We start from the raw sequence: 25,097 nt of genomic DNA on the forward strand, positions 1-25,097 counted from the left end.
GGCTCAGCGCGTGATGCCGCGTGCGGAAGCCTGGATGGAGTCACGGAACACCGCGACCTCGGGGAACTCCGTGGCGGACTCAGCAAGATCGATCAAGGCTTGTTCTACCGTCAGTCCTTGTCGGTAAACGACCTTGTAGGCGCGGCGCAACGCATGAATGGCTTCGCTACTGAAACCGCGTCTACGCAGGCCCTCGAAGTTCATGCTGCGCGCCTCGGCCGGGTTGCCAGAAACGGTCACGTAAGCAGGAACGTCCTTGCCAATCGCCGTACCCATGCCAGCAAAGGCGTGAGCACCGATGTGGCAGAACTGATGGACGAGGGTGTAACCCGACAGAATGGCCCAATCACCGATATGCACATGACCGGCCAGCGCCACGTTGTTGACCAGAATGCAGTGATTACCCACCACACTGTCATGGCCGATATGGGCATAGGCCATGATCAGGTTGTGATCACCAACCGTTGTCTCGTCTCGGTCCTGGATAGTGCCGCGGTGCATGGTCACGCCTTCGCGGATGATATTGTGATCACCGATCACCAGCCGTGTGGGCTCGCCCTTGTACTTGCGGTCAGGGGTGTCTTCGCCGAGGGAAGCGAACTGGTACACACGGTTGTGCTTCCCGATGCGGGTAGGCCCCTTGATGATGACATTGGGGCCCAGCACAGTACCCTCACCGATTTCCACGTCGGGCCCGATAATCGACCAAGGGCCGACGACTACGTCATCTGCCAGCTTGGCGCTGGGATCGATAATGGCGCGAGGGTCAATCAAACTCATAGTTTGCGTTCCGCACAGATGATTTCTGCCGAGCAGACGTCCTTGCCATCGACGCTGGCCTTGCACTCGAACTTCCAGATACTGCGCTTGCAGCTGAGAAAGCGTGCTTCCAGGATCAGTTGATCACCCGGAAGCACCGGCTGGCGAAAACGCAGCTTATCGGAACCGACGAAGTAGTACAGCGTACCATCGGACGGTTTCACGTCGAGCATCTTGAAGCCAAGGATACCGGCAGCCTGAGCCATCGCCTCGATGATCAGAACACCCGGCATGATGGGATGCTGCGGGAAGTGGCCATTGAAGAAAGGCTCATTGATGCTGACATTCTTGTAGGCGCGAATCGTCTTGCCTTCAACATCCAGGTCAACCACACGGTCTACCAGCAGAAACGGGTAGCGATGCGGCAGATATTCGCGAATTTCGTTGATGTCCATCATTTCAGGGAAGCCTGTTCAAAAAATAGGGGCGTGCATCGGATGCGGATCAGGCATCTGATGAAGCATCTGCGCCCGGGGTCACGGCAGCCAGGCGCTTTTCCATGTCGCGCAGGCGTCGAGCCATGTCATCCAACTGGCGAATGCGCGCTGCGCTCTTCTTCCAGTCTGCTGCGGTCTGCATCGCCGTACCGGAGGAATAGGCTCCGGGCTCGGTGATGGAGCGGGTCACCATGGTCATCCCGGTGACGAATACGTTGTCGCACACGTCGATGTGGCCAACCATGCCCACACCACCAGCGATCATGCAATTGCGACCAATTTTGGTACTACCAGAAATGCCGACGCACCCGGCCATGGCCGTGTTATCGCCGATCTGCACGTTGTGCGCGATCATGATCTGGTTATCGAGCTTGACCCCATTGCCGATCAGCGTGTCAGCCAAAGCGCCGCGATCGACAGTGGTATTGGCGCCGATTTCGACGTCATCGCCCAAGGTCACACCACCGATCTGCGCAATCTTCTTCCAGACACCCTTCTCGTTGGCAAAGCCGAAGCCCTCACCGCCGATGACCGCACCAGACTGGATGACCACGCGCTTGCCGATCGTCACGTCATGGTAGAGCGTCACCCGCGGAGCCAGCCAACCGTCCTCGCCAATCACGCTGCGAGCCCCCACCACGCAATGCGCGCCGATGGTGACACCGGAGCCAACACTGGCAGCGCTTTCGATCACGGCATAGGCACCAATACTGGCTGTCGCATCGACGAATGCATCCTCTGCGACAACCGCTGTGGGATGAATCCCCGCAGCAGCCACAGGCTTGCGGTCGAACAAATGTGAGAGCTGGGCATAAACCTGGTAGGGATTGGCCACCAGCAAAGCGTCACCAGAAAATGCCTGAGCATCCTCATGCGTCAGCAACACCGCGCCTGCCTGGCTGGTTGCCAGGAATTTGCGGTACTGGGCATTGGCCAGAAAACTCAACTGATCCGCGCCGGCGTCCTGCAAGGTAGCCAGACCACGGATCAGCTTGCTCTCGTCGCCACGCAAGGTGGCGCCAAGACGCTCGGCCAATTGACCGAGAGTGAACTGCATTGCGCTCATGATCAGCGCAGCTTGTTCATGCGCTCGATGACCTGACGGGTGATGTCGAACTGCGGTTTGACATCAATTACCGCGCCGCGCTCAAGCACCAGGTCGTAGTTGCCACCCTTGATGACTTCTTCAACGGCCTTGTCCAGTTTCGGCTTGAGTTGCTTGAGCATCTCACGGTCGGAAATGGCTTTGGACTCGTTCAGCTCCTTGGATTGGAACTGGAAATCACGGGCTTTTTGCTTGAATTCAAGCTCCAGACGCTCACGCTCAGCCTGCTGCATTTTTTCGCCATCTTTGGCGACACGATCCTGAATACGCTTGGCATCGCTTTCCAGCTGCTTCAGCTTGTTCAGTTGCGGACCGAATTTCTTCTCGGCATCAACGGCGTATTTCTTCGCTGCATCAGACTCAAGCAGGGCCATTTGATAATTCAGCACGGCCACTTTCATTTCGGCAAACGCCGGGGTCGCCACCAGAGCCAGGGTGACCACAACCAGTTGAGTCAACTTACGCACGACGCACTCCTGCAACAACATTGTTGTCATTTATCAAGCAATTAGAAAGTTTGACCCAGAGAGAACTGGAAGATCTGAGTCTCGGCATCTGCCGGTTTTTTGATCGGCGCCGCCAAGCTGAAGCTGAGCGGACCCAACGCAGTCACCCAGGTCACACCGACACCCACGGAGCTGGCAAGCTCGCCGATATCCAGGTCACAGCTATCCCCACGACGTTTCTGGGCAGAGCCGCAATTGGTGTCAAACACGTTACCCACATCCCAGAACAGCGAGGTACGCAACGAACGCTGATCCTTCACGAACGGCAGCGGGAACAGCATTTCGACACCACCCTGCACCAGAACGTTACCACCGAATGGCAACGGATCCTGGTCAGGATCGGAGATACGCCCGTATTGATCCCTTACACCGCCATAGACAATGTTGCCAGCAGCGTCGCGTACGGCACTCGGGGTACTGCGCGGGCCAAGCGTGCTGTCCTTGAAGCCTCGCACGGAGTTGAAACCACCGGCGTAGTAGTTCTCGTAGAACGGCAGACCCGACGTCGAACCATAGCCATCGCCATAGCCCAGCTCGGTGTGGAAGCGCAGGGTGTAATTGTCGGTGAGCGGCTTGAACAACTGGCCACGGTAATCCAGCTTGAAGAACGACAGGTCGCTGCCCGGAATGGTGGTTTCCAGCACCAGGCTTTGCGAGTGGCCACGGTTAGCCAGCACACCTCGGTTCAGGGTAGATTCGGACCAGCCGATCGAAGCCTTGAAGTTGAGGTAGCGGTCACCCTCGCGCTCCATGAAGTTGAGGATTTCATCAACGGTATAGAGACCCGATTTGATGGTGTCCTGCTGGACGGTCAGACCATAGGTCAGACGCGCAGTCTCACTGATCGGGTAACCGATACTGATGCCACCACCCAGACTATCGACCGCGTAGCTCGATACGTTGACGTCGAGGTCATCGTAGTCGGTCGTGCGGTAGAAGGCGTTATAACCCAGGCTGACACCATCGGCAGTCCAGTAGGGATCAACGAAGCCGAAGTTGTAGCGGGTCTGGTATTCACTGCGGGTCAGGCCGATGCTGACCTTGTTACCCGTACCCAGGAAGTTGTTCTGACTGATCGAGCCACCGAGGATCAGACCGGCGTTCTGGGCGAAACCGACGCTGGCGGTGATCGAACCGGAAGCCTGCTCTTCAACACTGTAGTTGACGTCGACCTGGTCGTCGCTGCCCGGCACCTGCGGCGTCTCGACGTTGACTTCCTTGAAGTAGCCAAGGCGCTCAAGGCGCACTTTCGACTGGTCGATCAGGTAGGTCGAGGCCCAGCCGCCCTCCATCTGGCGCATCTCGCGACGCAGCACTTCGTCCTCGGTCTTGGTGTTGCCGCGGAAGTTGATGCGATTGACATAGGCACGCTTGCCCGGATCGACCACGAAGGTGATCGACACCGTGTGGTCTTCGTCATGGGTCTGCGGCACGCCGTTGACGTTGGCGAAGGTGTAGCCATCGTTACCCAGACGGCGGGTGATCAGCTCGGAGGTGGTGGTCATCACCTTGCGGGAGAACACTTGACCTTCCTTGACCAACAGCAGGTTACGTACATCTGCTTCTGGAACCTTCAGGTCACCAGAGAGTTTGACGTCACGCACGCTGTACTTTTCACCCTCGTTCACGTTGACCGTGATGTAGACATGTTTCTTGTCCGGGGTAATGGAGACCTGGGTCGAGGAAATATCCATGTTGATGTAGCCGCGGTCCAGGTAGTAGGAGCGCAGACGCTCCAGGTCACCGGACAATTTCTCGCGAGCATACTTGTCGTCGTTCTTGAAGAACGACAGCCAGTTGGTGGTCTTCAGCTCGAACAGTCCGATCAGGTCTTCGTCGGAGAAAACCGTGTTACCCACCACGTTGATGTGCTGGATCGCCGCGACCGAGCCTTCGTTGATATTGATCTTCAGGGCCACGCGGTTACGCGGCTGGGGAATGACTTCCGCCTCGATCTCGGCGGAGTAGCGCCCTTGTGCCACGTATTGGCGTAGCAACTCGTTGCGTACACCTTCCAATGTGGCGCGCTGGAAGATTTCACCTTCGGCAAGGCCGGACTGGTTCAGGCCCTTCATCAGGTCGTCAGTACTGATTGCCTTGTTGCCTTCGATCTCGATACCGGAGATCGACGGACGCTCGACCACGGTAACGACGAGCACGTCACCATCGCGACCGAGCTGGATGTCCTGGAAGAAGCCAGTCTTGAACAATGCGCGAGTTGCCTCGACCAGACGGCGGTCATCTGCAGGATCGCCCACATTGAGAGGCAGTGCGCCAAACAGGCTGCCAGCGGAAACCCGCTGCAGGCCATTGACGCGGATATCTGTGATGGTGAAGGACTCGGCGTGAACTTCGGCGATCATCAATGCGGCGAGCACCGCAGGTAGCAGCAGACGTTTCATGAAGTCCTTTCTTATTCCAACCGACAATAAAGAAAATGCCGCAGTAGGCGGCAGCTTCGCAATTCAGCAATCGTTACAGACGCCCCAGGTCATTCACCAGGGCCAGCAGCATCACCCCAAGCACCAGGCTGATACCGATCTGCATCCCCCATCCCTGCACCCGCTCAGACAACGGCCGTCCGCGCACCCATTCAATCAGGTAAAACAGCAGATGCCCGCCATCCAGCACGGGAATAGGTAACAGGTTGAGAACCCCCAAGCTAATGCTCAGCAAGGCCAGGAAATAGAGGAAATCCCCGACACCCGACTGGGCCGAAGCGCCCGCCACTTTAGCAATGGTTATCGGCCCGCTCAAGTTTTTTACCGAGAGCTCCCCGACCAGCATTTTTCTGACCGAGTCGAAGGTCAGCAGCGTCATGTTCCAGGTCCGCCGCAGGCCCTCTCCAACCGCGTCCAGCGGCCCGAAACGAACCTCGCGCAGCATATCGGCGGGCCAGTCAACAGCGCCAACCCCAACCCCCAGATAGCCGCTTCTGTTCTCACCTTCGCCACGCTCACCCAGGGTGACCGGCAGATCAAATTGACTGCCATCACGCTCGAGCCGCAAGGATACCTGCTTACCCGGCAGCACTTTGAAGGCATCCAGAACCTGCTGCCACTCTTCGACCGGCATCCCGTTGATCGCCAGTAGGCGGTCACCCAACTGGACACCCGCCGCCTGCGCCGGACCTTGCGGGTCGATTTCGCGCAGAACGGGCGAAATGGCCGGACGCCATGGGCGAATACCCAGCGCCAGCAAAGGGTCAGGCTGATCCACACCCCGCTGCCAGTCACGCAAGGCCAGCTCACGCGTCATTTCGGTCGTCGAGCCTGGGGCACGCACTTGCAGATGAAGGGTGCCACTCTCACCCAAACGACGAATCAATTGCAGGTTGACCGCCGACCAACCAGTGGTCGGCTCACCGTCCACGGCGACGATCTCCTGCCCGGGCTGCAAGCCCGCCTCGGCAGCAAGGCTGTCAGGCTGCACGGCACCAATGACCGGCCGGACCTGCTGCGCGCCGAGCATCGCCAGAACCCAAAAGAACAGAATGGCCAGCAGGAAATTGGCAGCAGGCCCTGCCGCGACAATGGCAATGCGCTGGCGAACGGACTTGCGATTGAACGACTGTTCGACCTGCGCGGCCGGGACATCCCCTTCGCGCTCATCGAGCATTTTCACGTAGCCGCCCAGCGGAATGGCTGCCACGACGAACTCAGTACCCTGGCGGTCATGCCAGCGCAGCAAGGGAGTACCAAAGCCGACGGAAAACCGCAGGACCTTGACCCCACAGCGGCGCGCCACCCAGAAGTGGCCGAACTCGTGGATTGTCACCAGCACCCCGAGCGCAACCAGGGTGCCAAAAAACATGTACAACGCGCTCATCGTCTTCCTCCGGACTCATCGCCCGTGGCGGTTCAACCATTCACAGGCCCGGGCACGCGCCCGGGCATCAGCAGCCAATACGGCATCGAGACTCTCGACGGTACTCGCTGCCTCAAGATTCAATACGTCGTCGATGATACGCGCGATCTCCGGGAAACGGATGCGCCGTTCGAGAAACGCAGCCACGGCCACTTCATTCGCTGCATTGAGCATCGCAGGCGCGGTACCGGCCTCCTCCGCGACCTGGCGGGCCAGACGCAAGCAGGGGAAACGCTCCTCATCAGGCCGCTGGAAATCCAGCCGAGCGATGGCAAACAGGTCCAACGCCGACACACCGGAATCAATACGCTGAGGCCAAGCCAGCGCATGGGCAATCGGAGTGCGCATGTCCGGATTGCCCAATTGGGCAAGCACCGAACCATCGACATAGTCGACCATGGAATGAATCACGCTTTGCGGATGAATCACCACCTCGACTTGGGCAGGCCTGGCATCGAATAGCCAACAGGCCTCGATCAGCTCCAAGCCTTTATTCATCATGCTCGCCGAATCCACAGAAATTTTGCGCCCCATGGACCAGTTCGGATGCGCACACGCCTGTTCAGGGGTCACGCTCTCCAGCTCGGCCAGCGCCGTTTCCCGGAAAGGGCCACCCGAGGCCGTCAAAAGGATACGCCGCACCCCCACCGCGCTGAGGCCTCGAGCGTAATCGCCCGGCAAGCACTGGAAGATCGCATTGTGTTCACTGTCGATCGGCAGCAACACCGCGCCACTCTTGCGCACGGCCTGCATGAACAGGTCACCGGACATGACCAACGCTTCCTTGTTGGCCAGCAGCACCTTCTTCCCAGCCTCCACAGCTGCCAGGGTCGAACTCAGCCCCGCCGCACCGACAATGGCGGCCATCACAGCGTCGACTTGCTCGTGAGCCGCCACCTCGCACAGACCGGCATCCCCCCACAGCACGCGTGTCGACAGACCCGCAACCTGCAAAGCGGCCTGCAAACGCTGCGCCGCCCCCGCATCAGCAACCACGGCGAACGTCGGGCGATACCGCAGACACAGCACCTCGAGCTCCGCCAAACGCGAAAAAGCCGAGAGCGCGAACGCCTGATAACGCTCAGGATGGCGGGCAATCACATCCAGCGTACTGAGACCGATGGACCCCGTCGCCCCCAGAACAGCAATACGCTGCACCGCACTCACTGCGCAGCCCAACCCGCTAACCACAGCAGCACCGCAAACACAGGGACGGCAGCCGTAAGACTGTCGATACGGTCCAGCACACCACCATGGCCAGGCAACAGATTGCTGCTGTCCTTGATACCGGACTGACGCTTGAACATGCTTTCGGTCAGATCACCGACCACGGAAACCAGCACCACCAACGCTGCACCGGCCAGCGCCAGCAGAAAACCTTGAGCCTGCCAGCCTTGCTGCAGCCCCACGGCAGCGGTAATCAACAGACTGGCCAGCAACCCGCCATAGAGACCTTCCCAGCTCTTGCCCGGGCTCACCCGCGGCGCCAGCTTGCGCTTGCCGAAACGCTTGCCGGAAAAGTAAGCTCCGATATCAGCACCCCAGACCAGCACCATTACCGCGATGATCAGCATATTGGCTTGCGGCCACTGTTTGAGCAGCACCAAGCCCTGCCAGGCCGGCAGCAGAATCAGCAACCCGATCAACAACCGTCCCGGCGTACCACCCCAGTAACGGCTGCTCTGCGGATAGGTCAATACCAGCAAGGTCGCCAGCAACCACCAGAGCATCGCCACACCCAGCACCCAAGGCGCCAGTGCCGGCAAGTGGTATAGCGCCCCCAGCAACAGAGCCACGACCAGCGCATAAGCCACGCGCAAGGGCTGCGTCGCAAGGCCGGCGAGCCGCGCCCATTCCCAGCCACCGAGCGTAACCACGACACCGATGAACAGCGCGAAGGCTGCACCCTCCAGCAAGAAGAATCCGCACAGGGCGACCGGCAAAAGAATAAGCGCGGTGATGATCCGTTGTTTCAGCATCAGCTGCGTACCTCGGTTTCCACCTGCTCACCGGTCTTGCCGAAGCGCCGTTGGCGGGTAGCGAAATCGGCCAGCGCCTTGCGCATGGCCTCGTGCTTGAAATCCGGCCAGTACAGGTCGGAGAAATACAGCTCGGAATAGGCCAACTGCCAAAGCAGGAAGTTGCTGATGCGATGCTCACCACCCGTGCGCACGCACAGATCGGGCAACGGCAGATCACCCGTAGCCAGACAACCCTGCAGCAAGCCCGGCGTAATGTCCTCCGGCTGCAGATGCCCAGCCTGAACCTCCCGCGCCAGGCGTTGTGCAGCCTGGGCAATATCCCACTGTCCGCCATAGTTGGCAGCGATCTGCAGGACAAAGCGGTTATCGCCAGCCGTTTGCTGCTCGGCCTCACGCATGGCGGCCTGCAGCTCCGGATGGAACCGCGAGCGATCGCCAATGATGCGCAACGTGATGGCATTTTCCTTGAGTCGCCGCGCCTCTCGACGCAGAGCAGAAAGGAACAACTCCATCAACGCCCCTACCTCCTCGGCAGGACGCTGCCAGTTCTCACTGGAGAAGGCGAACAGGGTCAGCACCTCGACCCCCTCCTCAGCGCACACCTCGATAACCGCGCGCACCGCATCGACACCGGCCTTGTGACCGGCAACGCCAGGCAAAAGACGCTTCTTCGCCCAGCGATTATTGCCATCCATGATAATGGCCACATGCCGCGGCACTATCGCGGAGGCTTCCTGCTTGTTCTTGGCCATGGCTAGATAACCGTCATACCGCCAGGAGGTCGGTTTCTTTGGCTTCCAGCGCCTTTTCCACTTCAGCGACGAACTTGTCGGTCAGCTTCTGCACGTCATCAGCAGCACGACGCTCTTCGTCTTCGCTGATTTCCTTTTCCTTGACCAGATCCTTCAGCTGCGCCAGCGCATCACGACGAATATTGCGCACGGCAACGCGGGCGTTTTCAGCCTCGCTGCGGGCCTGCTTGGTGAAGCCCTTGCGGGTTTCCTCGGTCAACGCAGGCATCGGCACGCGAATGGTGGTGCCGGCAGTGGCTGGGTTGAGCCCCAGATCGGAGGTCATGATGGCCTTCTCGACCGCCTGAATCATGCTCTTGTCGAACACGCTCAGGGCCAGGGTGCGGGAATCTTCCACGGTAACGTTGGCCACTTGGCGCAGCGGCGTGTCGCTGCCGTAGTAGGACACCATCACGCTGTCGAGGATGCTCGGGTGGGCACGGCCGGTACGAATCTTGGCAAAGGCATGGCCCAGCGACTCGACCGATTTCTTCATGCGTTCCTGGGCGTCTTGCTTGATCTCGTTGATCATTGGGCACTCTCCTCGATCAGTGTTCCTTCGGCACCGCCCACCACGATGTTGAGCAGGGCGCCGGGTTTATTCATGTTGAAGACCCGCAACGGCATCTGGTGATCACGACACAGGCAGATGGCCGTCAGGTCCATCACACCCAGCTTGCGATCCAGCACTTCGTCATAGGTCAGGCGCTCGAACTTCTCGGCGTTCGGGTCCTTGAAGGGGTCGGCAGTGTACACGCCGTCGACCTTGGTTGCCTTGAGCACCAGGTCGGCATCGATCTCGATGGCGCGTAGGCAGGCTGCCGAGTCGGTGGTGAAGAACGGATTGCCGGTACCAGCTGCGAAGATCACCACTTCACCACTGGCCAGGTGACGCATGGCCTTGCGACGGTCGTAGTGATCGGTCACACCCACCATGGAAATCGCCGACATGACGATGGCCGGGATATTCGAGCGCTCCAGCGCATCACGCATGGCCAGGCCGTTCATCACGGTAGCGAGCATGCCCATGTGGTCACCGGTCACCCGGTCCATCCCCGAAGCCGACAAGGCAGCACCACGGAACAGGTTGCCGCCGCCGATCACCAGACCGACCTGCACGCCGATACCGACCAGTTGGCCGACTTCCAACGCCATGCGGTCCAGCACCTTCGGATCGATACCGAAGTCTTCCGAGCCCATCAGGGCCTCGCCGCTAAGTTTGAGCAGAATGCGTTTATAGCGAGGTTGGCGACCTGTCACCTGCTGAGCCATTGCGTTTCTCTCCTGCGGCGTCGTTTTGAAACGGAACTCGAGGTTCCGGATTTTACCCGGCAGTCAGACCACTGCCAGATGAATTCGTGCCAGACCGGGCAATTACGCCCCGCCTTGCAAAAGAGGCTGCACGCGCAAGCGGGCAGCCTCTTCGATACAGCAGTGTAGAACCGTCTTACTGCTTGCTGGCGGCAGCCACTTGAGCAGCAACTTCGTCAGCGAAGTTGTCGACCGGCTTCTCGATGCCTTCACCTACCGCGAAGCGAGTGAAGGAAACGATTTCAGCGCCGCCTTTCTTGGCCAGGGCACCGACGGTGATTTCCGGATCCTTGACGAACGCTTGCTCAACCAGGCTGGCCTCGGCGAGGAACTTGGTGATACGGCCGGAGATCATCTTCTCGACGATTTCAGCAGGCTTGCCCTTCATCTTGTCTTCGTTCAGAGACAGGAACACGTTCTTCTCGCGCTCGATAGCCTCGGCCGAAACTTCCGACGGCAGCAGGAACTCGGGATTGCTGGCAGCCACGTGCATGGCGATGTCCTTGGCCAGCTCGGAAGTGCCGCCCTTGAGGACAACGACTACACCGATCTTGTTGCCGTGCAGGTAGGAACCCAGCACGTCGCCTTCAACACGGGCCAGACGACGGATGTTGACGTTCTCGCCAGTCTTGCCAACCAGGATCAGGCGATCAGCTTCACGTGCTTCGATCAGCGGTTCGACGCTGGTCAGTTTGTCAGCGAAGGCTTTCTCGACGCTGGCAGCAACGAAGGCTTTGAAGTCGTCCTGCAGAGCCAGGAAGTCAGTTTGCGAGTTGACTTCGAGCAGAACGGCGGACTTGCCGTCGTCCTTGATGGCGATGGCGCCTTCGGCAGCAACGTTGCCAGCCTTTTTGGCGGCCTTGATCGCGCCGGAGGCACGCATGTCGTCAATGGCTTTTTCGATGTCGCCGCCGGCCTTGGTCAGGGCCTTCTTGCAATCCATCATGCCTTCGCCGGTGCGCTCGCGCAGTTCTTTAACCAGGGCTGCAGTAATTTCTGCCATGTTCTTGATCCTCTTGAATCGGTAGTCAACCATTCAACCCGGATACCGGGTACAAATTCGTAAGTGGCAAAAAGGGGGCCTAGCCCCCTTCTTGCGCAACGGGAACGTTAGTTACCCGCTATCAGCCTTCGCTGGCCTCGGTGGCAGCAGCTTCTTCGACGAACTCGTCGGTGCCGCCAGCAGCGTTGCCACGACCACGGATCACGGCGTCAGCCATGGCACCCATGTACAGCTGGATGGCGCGAATGGCGTCATCGTTACCCGGGATGATGTAGTCAACGCCTTCCGGGCTGCTGTTGGTATCAACGACGCCGATAACCGGGATACCCAGCTTGTTGGCTTCGGTGATGGCAATGCGCTCGTGGTCAACGTCAATAACGAACAGAGCGTCCGGCAGGCCACCCATATCCTTGATACCACCCAGGCTGCGATCCAGTTTTTCCAGATCACGAGTGCGCATCAGCGCTTCTTTCTTGGTCAGCTTGGCGAATGTGCCGTCCTGGGACTGGGTTTCCAGATCACGCAGGCGCTTGATCGAAGCACGGATGGTTTTGTAGTTGGTCAGCATGCCGCCCAACCAGCGGTGATCGACGTACGGCGAACCGCAACGTGCTGCTTCTTCAGCAACGATCTTGCCAGCGGAACGCTTGGTGCCGACGAACAGAATCTTGTTTTTGCCCGAAGCCAGTTTTTCAACGAACGACAGAGCGTCGTTGAACATCGGCAGGGTTTTTTCAAGGTTGATGATGTGGATCTTGTTACGCGCACCGAAAATGAACTTGCCCATTTTCGGGTTCCAGTAACGGGTCTGGTGGCCGAAGTGCACACCGGCCTTCAGCATATCGCGCATATTGACTTGGGACATGATAGTTCCTTGATAAGTCGGGTTAGGCCTCCACGCATCCCGCTATCCAACCCTTGCGGGCACCCAGGATAACGTGTCGATACGTGTGCGGATTAAAGCTCTACGAACCCACTGCCCGTAAAGCGGCGCGTTTTATACCACAGAAAGCGCCGTCAGGCTACCAACCTTGAATGACAGACCAACACAACGCTCGATATCAGGCCGCCAACTTTGCGGCTTATAGCTTGTGGCTTGCAGCTGTTAAGATACCGCCTTTCCGCTTGCGCCTGAGAGCTGCACATGACCGTCACCATCAAGACTCCCGAAGAAATCGAAAAAATGCGCGTGGCTGGCCGCCTGGCCGCCGAAGTGCTGGAGATGATCGGCGAGCACGTCAAACCTGGCGTCACCACCGAAGAAATCGACCGCATCTGCCACGACTATATCGTCAACGTGCAAAAAGCCATCCCTGCCCCGCTCAACTACGGCGCGGCACCGGGCCGTCCCGGCTTCCCCAAATCGATCTGTACCTCACTCAACCATGTGGTCTGCCATGGCATTCCCAATGAGAAGCCACTTAAGGACGGCGACGTCCTGAACATCGACGTGACCGTGATCAAGGATGGCTACCACGGCGATACCAGCAAGATGTTCATGGTCGGCAAGGTGCCCGAGTGGGCCAACAAGCTGGCCCAGGTCACCCAGGAATCGATGTACAAGGGCATCCAGCTCGTTCGCCCCGGCGCCCGCCTGGGTGATATCGGCGAGGTGATCCAGAAGCACGCCGAGAAGAATGGTTTCTCGGTAGTCCGCGAATACTGCGGACATGGCATCGGCGCGGTGTTCCATGAAGAACCGCAGGTGCTGCACTACGGCCGCGCCGGCACCGGCCTGGAGCTCAAGGAAGGCATGACCTTCACCATCGAGCCCATGCTCAACCAGGGCCGCCCGGAAACCCGCCTGCTTGGCGATGGCTGGACCGCGATCACCAAGGACCGCAAGCTGTCCGCCCAGTGGGAGCACACCGTACTGGTTACTGCCGACGGCTATGAAATCCTGACATTGCGTACTGACGACACCATTCCACGCACCTCCGCCTGAAAGCCATTGCTTAGGGTGCGTGCGGCCGCCCTGACCGTACGCACCAGCTTTCCAGGCGCGATGGTGCGCGCATCGCCTCCCACGACGCCTGAGACCTGATCCATAGAGAGGAAAGCGCCATGCCGCAGATGGACCCGGAGTTGTTTGATCGCGGCCAGTTCCAGGCAGAACTGGCGCTCAAGTCCAGCCCCATCGCCGCGTTCAAGAAAGCCCTCAAGCAGGCCCGCGAAGTGCTCGACGCACGCTTTCATGAAGGGCGTGACATCCGCCGCCAGGTCGAGGATCGCGCCTGGTTCGTCGACCAGATCCTGCGCTGCGCCTGGGAGCGCTTTGATTGGAGCGAAGACGCCGACATTGCCCTGCTGGCAGTCGGCGGCTATGGCCGTGGGGAGTTGCACCCCTATTCCGATATCGACCTGCTGATCCTGCTCGACAGTGCCGACCATGAGATCTTCCGCGAGTCGATCGAAGGCTTCCTGACCCTGCTCTGGGACATTGGCCTGGAAGTCGGCCAGAGCGTGCGCTCGGTGGATGAATGCGCGCTAGAGGCCCGCGCCGACCTGACGGTTGTCACCAACCTGATGGAAAGCCGCACCATCGCGGGCCCCGAACACCTGCGCCAGCGCATGCAGGACGTCACCAGCCCGCAACACATGTGGCCGAGCAAGGACTTCTTCCTGGCCAAGCGCAAGGAGCAGAAGGGCCGTCACGCCAAGTACAACGATACCGAGTACAACCTCGAACCCAACGTCAAGGGTTCGCCCGGCGGCCTGCGCGACATCCAGACCATCCTCTGGGTCGCCCGCCGCCAGTTCGGCACCATCAACCTGCACGCCCTGGCCAAGCAGGGCTTCCTGATGGACAGCGAGTACAGCATGCTCGCCTCCAGCCAGGAATTCCTGTGGAAGGTACGCTACGCGCTGCACATGCTCGCCGGTCGCGCCGAAGACCGCCTGCTGTTCGACTACCAGAGCAAGATCGCCGCCCTGCTCGGCTTCGAGGACAGCGACGCCAAGCTAGCGGTCGAACGCTTCATGCAGAAGTACTACCGCGTGGTCATGGGGGTTGCCGAGCTCAACGACCTGATCAACCAGCACTTCGAAGAAGTCATCGTGCGCGCCGGCGACACCGGCCCGGCGCTGCCGGTGAACAGCCGTTTCCAGCTGCGCGACGAGTTCCTCGAAGTCACCCACCCGAAAGTCTTCACCCGCACGCCGTTCGCCATCCTCGAAGTCTTCGTGCTGCTCGCCCAGCGCCCGGATATTCGCGGCGTACGCGCCGACACCATCCGCCTGCTGCGCGACAGCCGCGACCTGATCGATGATGACTTTCGCCGTGATATCCGCAACACCAGCCTGTTCATCGAACTGTTCAAGTCGCCACAGGGTATCCACCGCAACCTGCGCCGGATGAATCGCTACGGCATCCTCGGCCGCTACCTGCCGGAGTTCGGCCATATCGTCGGGCAGATGCAACACGACCTGTTCCACATTTATACGGTCGATGCGCACACGCTGAACCTGATCAAGCACCTGCGCAAACTCAAGTGGCCGGAGCTGGCGGAAAAATTCCCCCTGGCCAGCAAGATCATCGACCGCCTGCCCAAACCCGAACTGATCTACCTCGCCGGGCTCTACCACGACATTGGCAAGGGCCGTGGCGGCGACCACTCGGAACTCGGCGCAGTGGATGCCGAAGCCTTCTGCGTGCGCCACCAGCTCCCGGCATGGGACAGCCGCCTGATCGTCTGGCTGGTACAGAACCACCTGGTGATGTCGACCACCGCCCAGCGCAAGGACCTCTCCGACCCGCAGGTGATTTTCGACTTCGCCCGCCTGGTCGGCGACCAGACTCACCTCGACTACCTCTACGTGCTCACCGTGGCGGATATCAACGCCACCAACCCGAGCCTGTGGAACTCCTGGCGTGCCAGCCTGCTGCGCCAGCTGTACACCGAAACCAAGCGCGCCCTGCGCCGCGGCCTGGAAAACCCGCTGGACCGTGAGGAACAGATTCGCCAGACGCAAAGCGCGGCCCTGGACATCCTGATACGCGCCGGTATCGATCAGGACGACGCCGAGCAGCTGTGGAGCCAGCTCGGCGACGATTATTTCCTGCGCCACGCCGCCAGCGACGTAGCCTGGCACACCGAGGCCATCATCCAGCACCCGGCCGGCAACGACCCGTTGGTACTGATCAAGGAAACCACCCAGCGCGAATTCGAGGGCGGCACACAGATCTTCATCTACGCCCCAGACCAGCACGATTTCTTCGCCGTGACCGTGGCCGCAATGGACCAGCTCAACCTGAACATCCATGACGCCCGCGTCATCACCTCGACCAGCCAGTTCACCCTCGACACCTACATCGTGCTCGAGGCCGAAGGCGGCTCCATCGGTGATAACCCATCGCGCATCAAGCAGATCCGTGACGGCCTGGTCGAGGCGCTGAAGAACCCGGATGACTACCCGAACATCATCCAGCGCCGCGTACCGCGCCAGCTCAAGCACTTCGCCTTCGCACCGCAGGTGACCATTCACAACGATGCCCAGCGCCCGGTGACCGTGCTGGAGATCATTGCGCCTGATCGCCCCGGCCTGCTGGCGCGCATCGGCAAGATCTTCCTCGACTTCGACCTGTCGCTGCAGAACGCCAAGATCGCCACCCTCGGCGAGCGCGTGGAGGACGTGTTCTTCATCACCGACGCACACAACCAGCCGCTCTCGGACCCTGAATTGTGCGCACGCCTGCAGGAAGCCATCAGCTCCCAGCTGTCGGAAGCCAACGACGCCGCCACCATTGGACGCATCAGTATCTGAAGCCTGCGGGCCAAGCGCCCAGGCCGCCACCAGGAAAGCCCCATGAACGACGCCTTGAACCAGTTACAGCCCTACCCCTTCGAGAAACTCCGCGCCCTGCTGGCCGGCGCCCAGCCACCCAGTGAGAAAAAGGCCATCGCCCTGTCCATCGGCGAACCCAAGCACCGCTCACCGGCCTTTGTCGCTGAAGCGCTGAGCAACAACCTCGACCAGTTGGCCGTGTACCCGACCACCCTGGGCATCCCCGCCCTGCGCGAAGCCATCGCCACCTGGTGCGAGCGCCGTTTCGGCGTGCCGCACGGCTGGCTGGATGCTGCTCGCCATGTCCTGCCAGTCAACGGCACACGTGAGGCGCTGTTCGCCTTCACCCAGACAGTGGTCAAGCGCGCCGTAGCCGATCAACAACCCGGCCTGGTGATCAGCCCCAACCCGTTCTATCAGATCTACGAAGGCGCCGCCCTGCTGGCCGGGGCAGAGCCGCACTACCTGCCCTGCCTGGAAGAAAACGGCTTCAATCCGGATTTCGATGCCGTCAGCGCAGACACCTGGCAACGCACGCAGATCCTGTTCCTCTGCTCCCCAGGCAACCCCACCGGCGCCCTGGTGCCGGTCGCGACCCTGAAGAAGCTGATCGCCCTCGCCGACCAGTACGACTTCGTCATCGCCGCCGACGAGTGCTACAGCGAGCTGTACTTCGACGAAGACGCCCCGCCACCTGGCCTGCTCAGCGCCTGCGCCGAACTGGGCCGCGCGGATTTCAAGCGCTGTGTGGTGTTCCACAGCCTGTCCAAGCGTTCCAACCTGCCTGGCCTGCGCTCGGGCTTCGTGGCCGGCGACGCCGATATTCTCAAGGCCTTCCTGCTGTACCGCACCTACCACGGTTGCGCCATGCCGGTGCAGACCCAATTGGCCAGCATCGCCGCCTGGAACGACGAAGCCCATGTGCTCGCCAACCGCGACCTGTATCGCGATAAATTCGCCGCCGTGCTGGATATTCTTGCACCCGTGCTGGACGTGCAGCGCCCGGACGGCGGGTTCTACCTGTGGGCAAAAACGCCGGGCGATGACCAGGCCTTCACCCGTGAACTGTTCGCCCAGGAGCATGTCACCGTCGTGCCCGGTTCGTACCTGTCCCGCGAGGTCGGCGGTTTCAATCCGGGCGCCGGGCGCGTGCGCATGGCCCTGGTCGCGCCGCTGGCCGAGTGCGTGGAGGCCGCCGAGCGCATTCGTCGCTTCGTCGAGAGCCGCTGATCCGCCCCCTCGCAGCCCGAGGTGCACAAGCTGCACGCAGCGCATCTCGGGAGAAAGCTGTTCAGGGAGTGCGCAGCGCCTCTACGGCAGCAAAGCTGCGTCAAACACGCATCGTCACAGTCGCCGTGGCATAATCGCCGGTCGACGCTGGCCCGCTCAGGCGCCAGCGACCCCGCTACCCTGTATATCCGAGTTGCCCATGACCATCACTCTTTATGGCATCAAGGCCTGTGACACCATGAAGAAAGCCCGCACCTGGCTCGACGAGCACGGCGTGAGCTACGACTTCCACGACTACAAGGTTGCCGCGATTGATCGCGCCAGCCTGCAGAAGTGGTGCGCCGAACACGGTTGGGAAACCGTCCTCAACCGCTCCGGCACCACCTTTCGCAAACTCGATGACGCACAGAAGGCCGATCTGAACCAGGACAAGGCCATTGAACTGATGCTCGCCCAACCGTCGATGATCAAGCGCCCCGTGCTCGACCTGGGCAGTCGCACCCTGGTCGGCTTCAAGCCGGACCACTACGCCGCGGCGCTGCCATGACCCTGAGCATCGCCTGGGCACTGTTCATCCCCGCCTGCTTCGCCCTGAACCTGGCGCCGGGACCGAACAACCTGCTGTCGCTGAACAATGCCGCCCGCCAGGGGCTGCGCACGGCCTGCCTCGCGGCAAGCGGACGTCTGCTCGCGTTCACGGTAATGATCGCCCTGGCCGCATCCGGACTGGCCCTGGCACTGCAGGCGTCGGCGCACCTGTTTCTGGTGATCAAAGTACTGGGAGCCGGCTACCTGTTCTGGCTGGCCATTCAGCTCTGGCGTGCACCTTCGGCCGAACTGGCCAGCACAGAAGGCGCCCCCCGCCGCTCGCTGTGGACATTGACCCGACAGGAATTCTGGGTGGCCGCAGGTAATCCAAAAGCTATCCTGATCTTCACGGCCTTCCTGCCCCAATTCATCGACCCGAACCAACCCGTAGCCGCGCAGTTCACGCTGCTGGGCCTGGCCTTCCTGCTCCTGGAGTGGCTGGCGGTTCTGTTCTATTCAATGGCCGGTCTGCACCTCGGCCGCCTGCTCGCCGGCCCTCGCGCCCGGCGCCTGTTCAACCGTGGCTGTGCTGCCCTGCTGGGTAGTGCCGGACTGGGCCTGCTGCTCAGTCGCCGGCCAGCCTGACCACACCTTATTCAGTAAGAGGAATTCATATGTCTACTCAACTCTTCAGCATCGCTTTCGGCGTTGGCACCCAAAACCGTCAAGGCAACTGGCTGGAAATCTTCTACGCCCAACCCCTGCTGAACCCAGCCGCCGAACTGTCGGCCAAAGCAGCCGACGTGCTTGGCTACAAGGGCGGCAACCAGGCCATCGCCTTCACCAACCAGCAAGCAGCCGAACTGGCTGAAGCCCTGAAAAATGTCGATGCGACCCAGGCTGCCCTGCTCACCCGCCTGGCCGAAAGCCACAAGCCTCTGGTGGCTACGTTCCTCGATGCCGACGCAGCGCTGACCAGCACCCCCGAGGCCTACCTCAAGCTGCACCTGCTGTCCCACCGCCTGGTCAAGCCGCACGGCCTGAACCTGACCGGCATCTTCCCGCTGCTGCCTAACGTCGCCTGGACCAGCCAAGGCGCTGTGGACCTGGCCGAACTGGCTCAGCGCCAGCTGGAAGCCCGCCTGAAAGGTGAGCTGCTGGAAGTTTTCTCGGTGGACAAGTTCCCGAAAATGACCGACTACGTGGTGCCGGCCGGCGTGCGTATCGCCGACAGCGCCCGCGTACGCCTGGGTGCCTACATCGGTGAAGGCACCACCGTGATGCACGAAGGTTTCGTCAACTTCAACGCCGGCACCGAAGGCCCGGGCATGATCGAAGGCCGCGTCTCGGCTGGCGTGTTCGTCGGCAAGGGCTCGGACCTGGGCGGCGGTTGCTCGACCATGGGCACCCTGTCCGGCGGCGGCAACATCGTCATCAGTGTCGGCGAAGGCTGCCTGATCGGCGCCAACGCGGGTATCGGCATTCCGCTGGGCGACCGCAACATCGTCGAAGCGGGCCTGTACGTCACCGCCGGCACCAAGATCGCCCTGCTCGACGACCAAAATGCTCTGGTCAAGGTGGTCAAGGGTCGTGACCTCGCGGGCCAAGCCGATCTGCTGTTCCGTCGCAACTCGCAGACCGGCGCGGTGGAGTGCAAGACCAACAAGACGGCAATCGAGCTTAACGAAGCCCTGCACGCGCACAACTGACCGTCGAGGGGCAGCCTGGCTGCCCCGTCCCTTCTGAGCACGGCCTGCCATGCACGTTTTCGTCGTCACCGAATTCGTCAGCTTCACGCTGGCGATCGTCCTCCTGTTCCTCGGCAAGGCGCTGACGATGCGTCATGAAGTCTTGCGCCGCTACAGCATTCCGGAACCGGTCATTGGCGGGTTCATCTGCGCCGCCCTCGCCGCCCTCGCCTACTACGTGCTGGACGTGCAGGTGCAGTTCGAACTGCAGGCCCGCGAGTTGCTGATGCTGTATTTCTTCGCCGGCATCGGCCTCAAGGCCGACTTGCGTACGCTGCTGCGTGGCGGCCGCCCTCTATTCATTCTGCTGTTCCTGGCCAGTGCCTATATCGTCCTGCAGAACCTGCTGGGCATGGGCGTGGCCGGCAGCTTCGGCCTCGACCCCAAAGCCGGGTTGATGGCCGGTTCCATTTCATTGACCGGAGGCGTTGGCACCACCCTGGCCTGGGCGCCGCAATTCGTCGAACGCCTCGGCATCAGCAATGCCCTGGAACTGGGTATCGCCAGCAACACCCTCGGCCTGATCGCCGCCTGCATGATCGGCGGCCCGATTGCCCGCTACCTGATGCAACGCCATCGCCTGCAACCGTCGCAGGACACCCGCCTGGATATCGGCCGGGTGCACGAAGACCAGCGGCCAACGCTCGACTACTACGGGGTGCTCTGGGCCTGGCTGTGGCTTAACGTGGCCCTGCTCATTGGCCAGGGCATCGCCGCCTCGCTCGAAGAGCTCGGCCTCAACCTGCCCCGCTTCGTCAGCTGCCTGCTGGCCGGCATCCTGATCCGCAATATCCTGCCGCACCTGCTGGGCAGACGGCGCGCGCGCAGTTGGCCAGGGGCCCGGGAAGGCCTGTCGTTGATCTCCGATATCTGCCTCGGCATGTTCCTGACCATGGCCCTGATGAGCCTCAAGCTCTGGGAACTGCAAGGCGTGCTCGGTTTCATCCTGGTGAGCATCGGCCTGCAGATCCTGCTGTGCGCCGCCTTTATCGTGCTGGTGGTGTTCCGTTGCATGGGCCGCGACTACGAGGCTGCCGTGATCTGCGCCGGCTTTGGCGGCATCAGCCTTGGCTCGACCGCCACCGCCGTGGTCAACATGACCGCCGTGACCCAGCAATACGGCGCCGCACACCGGGCGTTCATTCTGGTGCCCTTGGTCTGCGGCTTCTTCATCGACCTGATCAACGCCCTGGTCATCCACCTGTTCAGCGGACTGTAAGCATGCTCGACTCGCCCTGGCGCGCGGACTTCCCCGGCATTCTCGCGCTTGCTGGCGAAGGCCAGACCTACCTGGACAGCGCCGCCACCGCGCAGAAACCGCAAGTGGTGCTCGATGCCCTGCTCGGCTATTACAGCGGCGGCGCAGCCAACGTGCACCGCGCACAGCACCAGCCAGGCGAACGTGCCACTCGCGCCTTCGAAGCCAGCCGCCTGGCAGCCGCGCACTGGCTGAATGCGGCCAGCAGCGACGAAATCATCTTCACCCGCGGCAGCACCGAATCGCTCAACCTGCTGGCCTACGGCCTGGAGGAGACATTCAGCGCGGGCGACGAGATCGTCATCAGTGCCCTGGAGCATCACGCCAATCTGCTGCCCTGGCAGCAATTGGCCCGGCGCAAGGCACTCAAGCTGGTGGTGCTACCCCTCGACCCGCTCGGCGCGGTCGACCTGCACCAGGCAACCACGCTGATCGGCCCACGCACCCGTCTGCTTGCGGTAAGCCAGTTGTCCAACGTGCTCGGTCGCTGGCAGCCGGTGCACGAGCTACTGGCGTTGGCCCGCGCCCATGGTGCACTGACCGTGATCGATGGTGCGCAAGGTGCCGTGCATGGCCGGCATGACATGCAGGCCATGGGCTGCGACTTCTACGTCTGCTCCAGCCACAAACTCTACGGCCCCGACGGGGTTGGCGTGCTCTATGGTCGGCGTGCCGCCCTGGCGCAACTACGGCACTGGCAGTTCGGCGGAGAGATGGTGCAACAGGCCGACTACCACAGCGCCAGCTTTCGCCCCGCCCCGCTGGGCTTCGAGGCCGGTACGCCGCCCATTGCCGGGGTCATCGCCCTCGGCGCGACCCTGGACTACCTGGGCGGGCTCGATGCCGCCGCGGTCAGTGGTCATGAGGCGGCATTGCACCTCAAGCTGCTCGCCGGCCTGGCCGCACGCGATGGCATCCAGCTACTCGGCACACCACACGTAGCGCTGGCCAGCTTTACCGTCGATGGCCTGCACAGTAGCGATCTCGCCCACCTGCTCAGCGAGCAGGGCATTGCCGTGCGCGCAGGCCATCACTGCGCCATGCCGTTGATGAACAGTCTTGGCCTATCTGGCGCGATACGTGTGTCTCTCGGCCTGTACAACGACGGCGCCGACCTGGAGCGCTTCTTCAGCGCACTGGACAAGTCGCTGGAGCTGTTGCGATGAGCCTGCCCGCCACAGCCCAGGAAGCCCTGGACGCCTTTGCCCAATGCCCAGGCTGGGAACAACGTGCGCGCCTGCTGATGCAATGGGGAGAACGCCTGCCCCCGCTGAGCGACGCCGAACGCAGCGAAGCCAACCGTGTGCATGGCTGTGAGAGCCAGGTCTGGCTGGTTGGCGAACAGCGTGACGGCCTCTGGCACTTCCGCGCCAGCAGCGATGCCCGTCTTCTGCGCGGCCTGCTGGCCGTACTACTGGTCCGTGTCGAAAGGTTGAACGGCAGTGAACTGGCCGCCCTCGACCTGGGCGACTGGTTCACCCAGTTGGGCTTGCAACGGCAACTGTCACCCTCACGCAGCAATGGACTGAATGCCGTATTGCAGCGCATGCGCGCTATAGCGCTCGATTAAGGCAGTAGTCCAAGCCGCCTACGTGTTTTATGCTTCGCCCTTTTTTGGATCATGGAGTGAACCAATGGCGCTTCCTTTTCGTGCACTGTTGGCCGGCCTTACAGGACTGCTCGTATCCGTCTTTGCCCCCCGGCCAGTGAGCTACTTGCCGGAAGCCTTTTACAATGCGTTTCCGCTGCATCCCTTCGAACTCACCGTCCTGCTATCAGGGATTCTCGGGGGCATCTGCCTGGCCTTGCTGGCCAAGCAACAGCGCCTAAATACCTTGCTGCTCGCTGTCTTCGGCAACTTCAGTATCCTGATCATCACCTTCACCCTGAACCTCTGCTCCCCCGCCGAGGCAGAGCGCATCATCGCCGATATAAATGCGATGCCCAGCTATAACCTGGCCTTCCCGAGAGACGCAGATGACTACCTCCCGATAGACAACCTGAGCATCACGTACTCCTGCACCTTGCCTGGCGAGCACAGGAGCAGCCTATTCGGCATGCTGCCAGCCACCCTCTACGCCGTGCTAGGGCTTGCCATCGGCAGTCTGTTCGTCCCGCGTCGCCGCAACCGGAAGGTCACACTGGCGGCGAACTGAGTCAGCCGCGCTCGCGAGCGGTCAGGCCACGCAGGAAGTTACGCAGCACCTGGTCGCCGCACAGGCGGAAGTTCTTCTGGTCCGGCTTGCGGAACAGGGCACTCAGCTCCGCCTTGGTCATGGGCAGGTCAGCGGCCTGGAGGATGGCGTGCATATCGTCGTCACGCAGCTCGAAGGCCACGCGCAGCTTCTTCAGCACCGTATTGTTGGTCAGGCGCTTTTCGCGCGGTACCGGTGGGCGGCTTTCATCTTTACCGCGTTTGAAATACACCAGCCCATCGAGAAAGTGTGCGAGCACGTCGTCGCTGCAGACCTCGTAACCCTCTTCCTCCTCCTTGAGCAGGTAGGCGCTGACCTGCTCGACACTGACCGGGTAATCCGCCAGTTGGCAAATCTCCACCAGCTTGGCGTCGTTGATATCCAGCAGGTAGCGCAGGCTGCGCAGTACATCGTTATTCATCATCAGGAGGGATCTCGTGGGAGCCCGCAAAACAGTGCGCGGGCATCAAGCGGGGTGTGGAAAGGCGGCGATTATACGGGCTACGGGCAGACGCTGCGGCAGATTAAGCCACTGCCATTACGCTGATGGGGTTTTGCGCTCGGATGGACGACGCGCGCCAGCGACCAGTTTGTCGACGATCTTCGCGGCAGCCACCATGCCGAAGGTGGCGGTGACCATCATCGAGGCACCAAAGCCGCCCGCGCAGTCCAGCCGCGTCCCGTCCCCCGGCAGTACCTTGGCCTGGCAGACGCTGCCGTCAGGCTGCGGGTAGCGCAGTTGCTCACTGGAATACACACACGTGATGCTGTAGGTGCGACCTGGCGTACGCGAAAAACCGTAGTCGCGGCGCAGCAGCGAGCGCACCTTGGCCACCAGCGGGTCATTGAAGGTCTTGTTCAGGTCGGCGACCTGCACCTGAGTCGGGTCGACCTGGCCGCCCGCACCGCCCGTGGCGATGATCTGGATCTTGCGCCGCTTGCACCAGGAGATCAGCGCTGCCTTGGCAAATACACTGTCGATGCAGTCAACCACCGCATCCAGCTCTTCGGTGATGTACTCGGCCATGGTCTCGCGGGTCACGTAATCAGCCACCGCGTGCACCACACACGCCGGGTTGATCGCACGCAAACGCTCTGCCAGCACCTCGACCTTGGCACGACCGATAGCGCCGCTCAGAGCATGCACCTGGCGATTGGTATTGGTGATGCACACGTCGTCCAGGTCGAACAGGGAGATTTCACCCACACCCGAACGCGCCAATGCCTCGGCGGCCCAGGAACCCACGCCGCCAATCCCCACCACCGCCACATGCGCGGCGCTCAAGCGCTCCAGCCCTTCACGCCCATAGAGCCGGGCAATGCCGCCGAAACGCTGATCATCTGTTGCCATACCATCACCCTGAGCAAATCGGCGGGCATTATAGGGTCACGCGAGACGACGCGCATTCAGCGGAATCACTCACCGCGACACGGCCCGATGCCACCCCGGATGAAACGCCATCCGAACTTCCATCGACACCCGCTGCCCAATCCGTGAAACTGCTCGCCAGCCCCCGTGAATACGGGCCTGG

General features: G+C 61.3%; 25 protein-coding genes. 10 read left to right on the top strand and 15 right to left on the bottom strand.

Annotated elements, in window-relative coordinates; genetic code table 11:
• Positions 1–3 precede the first annotated feature (3 nt).
• The 13 genes from lpxA to rpsB form a co-directional block, all read right to left on the bottom strand.
• Positions 4–780: an acyl-ACP--UDP-N-acetylglucosamine O-acyltransferase gene (gene lpxA, locus ACWPW0_RS16400; protein ID WP_447593060.1), complete on the bottom strand. Its 777-nt coding sequence runs from the start codon at positions 778–780 to the stop codon at positions 4–6.
• Positions 777–1,217, bottom strand: coding sequence for a 3-hydroxyacyl-ACP dehydratase FabZ (gene fabZ / locus ACWPW0_RS16405; RefSeq protein ID WP_447593062.1), 441 nt, complete (start codon positions 1,215–1,217; stop codon positions 777–779). The genes lpxA and fabZ overlap by 4 nt, the downstream gene beginning before the upstream one ends.
• A 46-nt stretch (positions 1,218–1,263) precedes the next feature.
• Complete coding sequence (lpxD, locus tag ACWPW0_RS16410) at positions 1,264–2,322, bottom strand: UDP-3-O-(3-hydroxymyristoyl)glucosamine N-acyltransferase (protein WP_454255884.1); 1,059 nt, start codon at positions 2,320–2,322, stop codon at positions 1,264–1,266.
• A 2-nt stretch (positions 2,323–2,324) separates the two neighbouring features.
• Positions 2,325–2,828 (bottom strand): OmpH family outer membrane protein, encoded by a 504-nt coding sequence (locus tag ACWPW0_RS16415; protein ID WP_447593066.1) that lies wholly within the window; start codon positions 2,826–2,828, stop codon positions 2,325–2,327.
• Positions 2,829–2,869: 41 nt separating this feature from the next.
• Positions 2,870–5,269, bottom strand: coding sequence for an outer membrane protein assembly factor BamA (gene bamA / locus ACWPW0_RS16420; RefSeq protein ID WP_447593068.1), 2,400 nt, complete (start codon positions 5,267–5,269; stop codon positions 2,870–2,872).
• A 73-nt stretch (positions 5,270–5,342) separates the two neighbouring features.
• The gene (gene rseP, locus ACWPW0_RS16425) at positions 5,343–6,695 is read right to left on the bottom strand and encodes a sigma E protease regulator RseP (protein ID WP_454255885.1); all 1,353 of its coding nucleotides are present in this window, start codon (positions 6,693–6,695) and stop codon (positions 5,343–5,345) included.
• A gap of 15 nt (positions 6,696–6,710) precedes the next feature.
• A complete protein-coding gene (ispC, locus tag ACWPW0_RS16430) occupies positions 6,711–7,901 on the bottom strand; it encodes a 1-deoxy-D-xylulose-5-phosphate reductoisomerase (protein ID WP_454255886.1) in 1,191 nt (396 codons plus the stop codon).
• The gene (locus ACWPW0_RS16435) at positions 7,898–8,713 is read right to left on the bottom strand and encodes a phosphatidate cytidylyltransferase (protein ID WP_454255887.1); all 816 of its coding nucleotides are present in this window, start codon (positions 8,711–8,713) and stop codon (positions 7,898–7,900) included. Before ACWPW0_RS16435 ends, ispC begins: the two co-directional genes overlap by 4 nt.
• Positions 8,713–9,468: a polyprenyl diphosphate synthase gene (gene uppS / locus ACWPW0_RS16440; RefSeq protein WP_447593076.1), complete on the bottom strand. Its 756-nt coding sequence runs from the start codon at positions 9,466–9,468 to the stop codon at positions 8,713–8,715. Before uppS ends, ACWPW0_RS16435 begins: the two co-directional genes overlap by 1 nt.
• 13 nt (positions 9,469–9,481) lie before the next feature.
• Positions 9,482–10,039: a ribosome recycling factor gene (frr, locus tag ACWPW0_RS16445; protein WP_447593078.1), complete on the bottom strand. Its 558-nt coding sequence runs from the start codon at positions 10,037–10,039 to the stop codon at positions 9,482–9,484.
• The gene (gene pyrH, locus ACWPW0_RS16450) at positions 10,036–10,779 is read right to left on the bottom strand and encodes a UMP kinase (RefSeq protein ID WP_447593080.1); all 744 of its coding nucleotides are present in this window, start codon (positions 10,777–10,779) and stop codon (positions 10,036–10,038) included. The genes frr and pyrH overlap by 4 nt, the downstream gene beginning before the upstream one ends.
• A 175-nt stretch (positions 10,780–10,954) precedes the next feature.
• Complete coding sequence (tsf, locus tag ACWPW0_RS16455) at positions 10,955–11,821, bottom strand: translation elongation factor Ts (RefSeq protein ID WP_447593082.1); 867 nt, start codon at positions 11,819–11,821, stop codon at positions 10,955–10,957.
• Positions 11,822–11,942: 121 nt separating this feature from the next.
• Positions 11,943–12,686 (bottom strand): 30S ribosomal protein S2, encoded by a 744-nt coding sequence (gene rpsB, locus ACWPW0_RS16460; protein WP_447593084.1) that lies wholly within the window; start codon positions 12,684–12,686, stop codon positions 11,943–11,945.
• Between the two features lie 279 nt (positions 12,687–12,965).
• Between rpsB and map the strand changes: the two genes are divergently transcribed.
• The 10 genes from map (at position 12,966) to ACWPW0_RS16510 (ending at position 23,526) form a co-directional block, all read left to right on the top strand.
• Entirely contained in the window at positions 12,966–13,766 is an 801-nt protein-coding gene (gene map, locus ACWPW0_RS16465) for a type I methionyl aminopeptidase (RefSeq protein ID WP_447593086.1), read from the top strand.
• Between the two features lie 119 nt (positions 13,767–13,885).
• Positions 13,886–16,585 (top strand): [protein-PII] uridylyltransferase, encoded by a 2,700-nt coding sequence (locus tag ACWPW0_RS16470; protein WP_447593088.1) that lies wholly within the window; start codon positions 13,886–13,888, stop codon positions 16,583–16,585.
• Between the two features lie 42 nt (positions 16,586–16,627).
• Positions 16,628–17,836, top strand: coding sequence for a succinyldiaminopimelate transaminase (dapC, locus tag ACWPW0_RS16475; RefSeq protein WP_454255888.1), 1,209 nt, complete (start codon positions 16,628–16,630; stop codon positions 17,834–17,836).
• Between the two features lie 199 nt (positions 17,837–18,035).
• Entirely contained in the window at positions 18,036–18,383 is a 348-nt protein-coding gene (locus ACWPW0_RS16480; RefSeq protein WP_454255889.1) for an ArsC family reductase, read from the top strand.
• Between the two features lie 2 nt (positions 18,384–18,385).
• Entirely contained in the window at positions 18,386–19,009 is a 624-nt protein-coding gene (locus tag ACWPW0_RS16485; protein ID WP_454256753.1) for a LysE family translocator, read from the top strand.
• A gap of 29 nt (positions 19,010–19,038) precedes the next feature.
• Positions 19,039–20,073 (top strand): 2,3,4,5-tetrahydropyridine-2,6-dicarboxylate N-succinyltransferase, encoded by a 1,035-nt coding sequence (gene dapD / locus ACWPW0_RS16490; protein ID WP_447593092.1) that lies wholly within the window; start codon positions 19,039–19,041, stop codon positions 20,071–20,073.
• A gap of 49 nt (positions 20,074–20,122) precedes the next feature.
• Complete coding sequence (gene gltS, locus ACWPW0_RS16495; protein ID WP_447593094.1) at positions 20,123–21,331, top strand: sodium/glutamate symporter; 1,209 nt, start codon at positions 20,123–20,125, stop codon at positions 21,329–21,331.
• A 2-nt stretch (positions 21,332–21,333) separates the two neighbouring features.
• The gene (locus ACWPW0_RS16500; protein ID WP_454255890.1) at positions 21,334–22,536 is read left to right on the top strand and encodes an aminotransferase class V-fold PLP-dependent enzyme; all 1,203 of its coding nucleotides are present in this window, start codon (positions 21,334–21,336) and stop codon (positions 22,534–22,536) included.
• Positions 22,533–22,940 (top strand): SufE family protein, encoded by a 408-nt coding sequence (locus ACWPW0_RS16505; RefSeq protein WP_454255891.1) that lies wholly within the window; start codon positions 22,533–22,535, stop codon positions 22,938–22,940. The genes ACWPW0_RS16500 and ACWPW0_RS16505 overlap by 4 nt, the downstream gene beginning before the upstream one ends.
• Positions 22,941–23,004: 64 nt before the next feature.
• Positions 23,005–23,526 (top strand): hypothetical protein, encoded by a 522-nt coding sequence (locus ACWPW0_RS16510; protein WP_454255892.1) that lies wholly within the window; start codon positions 23,005–23,007, stop codon positions 23,524–23,526.
• Position 23,527: 1 nt separating this feature from the next.
• Here the strand turns inward: ACWPW0_RS16510 and ACWPW0_RS16515 are convergent, their stop codons facing one another.
• A complete protein-coding gene (locus ACWPW0_RS16515; RefSeq protein ID WP_447593100.1) occupies positions 23,528–23,989 on the bottom strand; it encodes a DUF1456 family protein in 462 nt (153 codons plus the stop codon).
• Positions 23,990–24,103: 114 nt separating this feature from the next.
• Positions 24,104–24,916 (bottom strand): tRNA cyclic N6-threonylcarbamoyladenosine(37) synthase TcdA, encoded by an 813-nt coding sequence (tcdA, locus tag ACWPW0_RS16520; RefSeq protein WP_454255893.1) that lies wholly within the window; start codon positions 24,914–24,916, stop codon positions 24,104–24,106.
• Positions 24,917–25,097: the final 181 nt, after the last annotated feature.

The organism is Pseudomonas sp. Marseille-Q8238 (assembly GCF_965111915.1).

Excerpts from the sequence above, each read along its gene's own strand:
- lpxA (WP_447593060.1), bottom strand. The coding sequence starts at position 780 with ATGAGTTTGATTGACCCTCGCGCCATTATCGATCCCAGCGCCAAGCTG.
- fabZ (WP_447593062.1), bottom strand. The coding sequence starts at position 1,217 with ATGATGGACATCAACGAAATTCGCGAATATCTGCCGCATCGCTACCCG.
- lpxD (WP_454255884.1), bottom strand. The coding sequence starts at position 2,322 with ATGAGCGCAATGCAGTTCACTCTCGGTCAATTGGCCGAGCGTCTTGGC.
- bamA (WP_447593068.1), bottom strand. The coding sequence starts at position 5,269 with ATGAAACGTCTGCTGCTACCTGCGGTGCTCGCCGCATTGATGATCGCC.
- rseP (WP_454255885.1), bottom strand. The coding sequence starts at position 6,695 with ATGAGCGCGTTGTACATGTTTTTTGGCACCCTGGTTGCGCTCGGGGTG.
- ACWPW0_RS16435 (WP_454255887.1), bottom strand. The coding sequence starts at position 8,713 with ATGCTGAAACAACGGATCATCACCGCGCTTATTCTTTTGCCGGTCGCC.
- uppS (WP_447593076.1), bottom strand. The coding sequence starts at position 9,468 with ATGGCCAAGAACAAGCAGGAAGCCTCCGCGATAGTGCCGCGGCATGTG.
- frr (WP_447593078.1), bottom strand. The coding sequence starts at position 10,039 with ATGATCAACGAGATCAAGCAAGACGCCCAGGAACGCATGAAGAAATCG.
- pyrH (WP_447593080.1), bottom strand. The coding sequence starts at position 10,779 with ATGGCTCAGCAGGTGACAGGTCGCCAACCTCGCTATAAACGCATTCTG.
- tsf (WP_447593082.1), bottom strand. The coding sequence starts at position 11,821 with ATGGCAGAAATTACTGCAGCCCTGGTTAAAGAACTGCGCGAGCGCACC.
- rpsB (WP_447593084.1), bottom strand. The coding sequence starts at position 12,686 with ATGTCCCAAGTCAATATGCGCGATATGCTGAAGGCCGGTGTGCACTTC.
- map (WP_447593086.1), top strand. The coding sequence starts at position 12,966 with ATGACCGTCACCATCAAGACTCCCGAAGAAATCGAAAAAATGCGCGTG.
- ACWPW0_RS16470 (WP_447593088.1), top strand. The coding sequence starts at position 13,886 with ATGCCGCAGATGGACCCGGAGTTGTTTGATCGCGGCCAGTTCCAGGCA.
- dapC (WP_454255888.1), top strand. The coding sequence starts at position 16,628 with ATGAACGACGCCTTGAACCAGTTACAGCCCTACCCCTTCGAGAAACTC.
- ACWPW0_RS16480 (WP_454255889.1), top strand. The coding sequence starts at position 18,036 with ATGACCATCACTCTTTATGGCATCAAGGCCTGTGACACCATGAAGAAA.
- dapD (WP_447593092.1), top strand. The coding sequence starts at position 19,039 with ATGTCTACTCAACTCTTCAGCATCGCTTTCGGCGTTGGCACCCAAAAC.
- gltS (WP_447593094.1), top strand. The coding sequence starts at position 20,123 with ATGCACGTTTTCGTCGTCACCGAATTCGTCAGCTTCACGCTGGCGATC.
- ACWPW0_RS16500 (WP_454255890.1), top strand. The coding sequence starts at position 21,334 with ATGCTCGACTCGCCCTGGCGCGCGGACTTCCCCGGCATTCTCGCGCTT.
- ACWPW0_RS16505 (WP_454255891.1), top strand. The coding sequence starts at position 22,533 with ATGAGCCTGCCCGCCACAGCCCAGGAAGCCCTGGACGCCTTTGCCCAA.
- ACWPW0_RS16510 (WP_454255892.1), top strand. The coding sequence starts at position 23,005 with ATGGCGCTTCCTTTTCGTGCACTGTTGGCCGGCCTTACAGGACTGCTC.
- ACWPW0_RS16515 (WP_447593100.1), bottom strand. The coding sequence starts at position 23,989 with ATGATGAATAACGATGTACTGCGCAGCCTGCGCTACCTGCTGGATATC.
- tcdA (WP_454255893.1), bottom strand. The coding sequence starts at position 24,916 with ATGGCAACAGATGATCAGCGTTTCGGCGGCATTGCCCGGCTCTATGGG.